We start from the raw sequence: 3,057 nt of genomic DNA on the forward strand, positions 1-3,057 counted from the left end.
CGGCCACCGGGGCGGAACGCAGGGCGCTGCTCATCGGGCCGCCGCCTCGCGCTCGAGGGCCATTCCGGCGGTCTCGCCCACCACCGGCGCGAGCATCCGCCCGGTCTCGCGGAGGGTCTCCACCACGTCGGCCAGCACCTCCGGCGTGCTCGCCGGGTTGAGCACCGTGAACTTCAGCCACGGCCGCCCCTCGAAGGTCGTCCCGGCCACGATGGCCCCGCCGTCGGCGAAGAGCTCCTCACGGATGCGCGGGTTCAGCACGTCCACTGCGGAGTCCGACAGGTGCGCCGGGGCGTACCGGAACACCACGGTGGACAGCTGCGGCACGGCCGCGATCTCGAAGTCCGGGTCGGCGTCCAGCAGCTGGGCCACGGCGTGCGCGTTGTCGATGGCGGTGTCGAACGCCTCCCCCAGGGCGTCCGCGCCATCGGTGCGCAGCGTCATCCACAGTTTGAGCGCGTCGAAGCGCCGCGTGGTCTGCAGGGACTTGTCCACCTGGTTGGGCACGCTGGCGGTGGCCGGGTTGAGGTACGCCGCGTGGTGGGTCACGTGGCGCAGGGTGGAGGGGTCGCGCACCAGCACGGCGCTGGCCGAGACGGGCACGAAGAAGGTCTTGTGGAAGTCCACGGTCACCGAGTCGGCCTGCTCGATGCCGGCCAGCAGCCCCCGGCGCCGACGGCTGGCCAGCAGGCCCCCGCCGTACGCGGCGTCGACGTGCAGCCACACCCCCGCCCGGCGGCACACGCGACCCACCTCCTCGAGGGGGTCCACGACGCCCAGGTCGGTGGTGCCGGCGGTGGCCACCACCGCCATCACGGCGTGGCCGGCGGCGCGCACCCGGTCGACGGTAACGGCCAGGGCGACCGGGTCGATGCGGTGGTCGGCCAGCGGCACGGGCACCACGGCATCGGGCGCCAGACCCAGCAGGCGCGCGGCCTTGAGGATGCTGAAGTGGCTGTGCGCACTGGTGAGGATGCGCAGGTCGGCCAGGTCGTGCCCGGCCGCCAGCGCCTCGCCGCGGGCCACCACCAGGGCCTGCAGGTTGCTCAGGGTGCCCCCGGGGGTGAACACGCCGTCGCCGGCCACCAGGCCGAGGCGCTCGCAGGTCCACTCCACGAGGCGGCACTCCATGGCGGTGGCACCCACGCTCTGGTCCCAGGTGTCCACGGACGGGTTGAGCGCGCTGGTCACCACGTCGGCGGCCACGGAGCTCAGGGTCACCGGGCAGTTCAGGTGCGCCACGTATCGGGGGTCGGCGAAGGCGATGCTGTCGCGCACGAACAGGTCGTCGACCTCCTGCAGCACCTCGGCCAGGCCGCCGGGGGCGGGGGTGTCGAGGTCGACCCCCTCGACGCGCGCCACCACCTCATCCACGGGGGCGGCACGCCCACCGGTGGCGGGGCGGTCGGTGCGCCCCAGGTGGCGTTGCACCAGCTGCGCGGCCTGCTGCACGGCGTCGGCGTAGGCCGGGCCGGAGGCGGAGGTGAGGAACATGCGTGCCTTCCTGGTCGATGCGGGGGACGGTGCGGCCACCGACCGGCGGGGTGGGGCGGACACCGGGCCGCATGGCCGGGTCGGCCACGTGACCGAGGCCGCACCCTGCCACACAGGTTAGGCTTGCCTCAACAGCACTCCCGCGCGGCGGGTCCCGATCCCACGGAGGAAGCACATGCATCGCGGCTGGCAGGGCGCCGTCCTGAAGGTCTACGGCGCCAAGGACTTCCGGGTCCGCGTGCTCGAGTCCACACAGGTCACCCCCACCTTCGTGCGGCTCCGGCTCGAAGGCGCCGAGCTGCTGCGGGCCGTGGAGTGGCACCCCACCATGTGGGTGCGGCTGTGGTTCACCGACGACCGCGGCAAGCCCCACCAGCGCGCCTACACGGTCATCGACCCGCAGGCCGACGGCACCTTCAGCATCGAGGTGCACGTGCACGACGGCGTGGCCGCCCGCACCTTGGCCGGCGCCGCACCGGGCCTGGAGCTCGAGGCCACCGTGCAGGGCACCGGCTTCCGCGCCCCCGACGGCGAGGTGGAGCACCTGCACCTGGTGGGCGACGCGGCGAGCATCCCGGCGATCCGCACCGTGCTCGACGCGCTGCCCACCACACCGGCCACCGTCTGGCTCGAGGTGCAGGACGCCTCCGAGCAGCGCATCCACGTCACGTCACGGGTGGACGTGGAGGTGCACCGCCTGGAGCGCGGCACCGGCCGCCACCTGCCCGATGCCGTGACCTCCGCCGTGGCCGCCCGCCGGGAGGCCGGCCACGACCCGGCCGACGACTGGTTCTGGCTGGCCCCGGAGGCCGCCACCTGCCGCGAGCTGGGCAAGCACCTGCGCAAGGAGGTCGGCGTGCCCAAGGAGCGCGTGACGGCGCTGGCCTACTGGCGCGCCGCCTGAGGGTCCGTCCACCCCAGCAGCGCGACGAGCTCGGCGACGGCGGCCCGGGACTCCTCGGGCGACCCGGGACCCGACCGCTCCCGCAGCACGAGCCCCTGGACCGTCGCCAGTGCGATGACCGCCTGCGCCCGCACCCCGCCCGAGGTGGATGCGGGCGGACCACCGACGGCCTCCCGGCTCTCGACGAGCCAGTCGGTCAGCCACGGTGGAGCCACCCCGTCGACCCAGATCGCGTCGTGGAGCCCCGGCCGCTCACGGGCGAACCACACGAGGTGCAGCAGGAAGGCCTCGGGGGTGGGGAGCCCGTCGAGGACCTCGAGCTCGTCGCCCAGCACCTGCACGGCGCGCCGCGTCACCTCCTCCCACAGGTCGGCCATGGACCCGATGGACTCGTAGAGGACCGGTTGGCTGAACCCGACCCGCGCCACCAGGGCCCGCGTCGTCACCGCTGCGCGGCCGCCCTCGCACGCGAGCGCCGTCGCTGCGCTGACCGCGGCCTGCCACCGTTGCTGCCGCAGCTCCTCACGTCGCCTCGCCCTGCGCGCCGCCCGTGCCTTCTGCCCGCCCACCGGGCCAGCGTCGCACCACAGGCCGGCCCCACGCCGCGCGTCGTCCACAGGCGGGGATGCACCGCGGCCGGCAGGGCGTCACACAGCTCC

3 protein-coding genes are annotated in these 3,057 nt (G+C 74.6%); 1 reads left to right on the forward strand and 2 read right to left on the reverse strand.

Translation table 11 applies throughout. From position 1 onward, the window contains the following. Positions 1–30: 30 nt before the first annotated feature. Positions 31–1,494, reverse strand: coding sequence for a pyridoxal phosphate-dependent decarboxylase family protein (locus tag HMPREF3099_RS04500; RefSeq protein WP_070704527.1), 1,464 nt, complete (start codon positions 1,492–1,494; stop codon positions 31–33). A gap of 175 nt (positions 1,495–1,669) precedes the next feature. On the opposite strand from HMPREF3099_RS04500, the gene HMPREF3099_RS04505 reads away from it, so the two are divergent. Beyond that, complete coding sequence (locus HMPREF3099_RS04505; RefSeq protein ID WP_070704529.1) at positions 1,670–2,398, forward strand: siderophore-interacting protein; 729 nt, start codon at positions 1,670–1,672, stop codon at positions 2,396–2,398. On the opposite strand, the gene HMPREF3099_RS04510 is transcribed toward HMPREF3099_RS04505, so the two are convergent. Beyond that, complete coding sequence (locus tag HMPREF3099_RS04510) at positions 2,380–2,967, reverse strand: TetR family transcriptional regulator (protein ID WP_168168435.1); 588 nt, start codon at positions 2,965–2,967, stop codon at positions 2,380–2,382. The genes HMPREF3099_RS04505 and HMPREF3099_RS04510 overlap by 19 nt on opposite strands. Positions 2,968–3,057 lie beyond the last annotated feature (90 nt).

Origin of the sequence: Kytococcus sp. HMSC28H12, assembly GCF_001816045.1 — a bacterium.
Taxonomy (GTDB): domain Bacteria; phylum Actinomycetota; class Actinomycetes; order Actinomycetales; family Dermatophilaceae; genus Kytococcus; species Kytococcus schroeteri.

Coding starts and splice junctions, on each gene's coding strand:
- HMPREF3099_RS04505 (WP_070704529.1), top strand. CDS start 1,670: ATGCATCGCGGCTGGCAGGGCGCCGTCCTGAAGGTCTACGGCGCCAAG.
- HMPREF3099_RS04500 (WP_070704527.1), bottom strand. CDS start 1,494: ATGTTCCTCACCTCCGCCTCCGGCCCGGCCTACGCCGACGCCGTGCAG.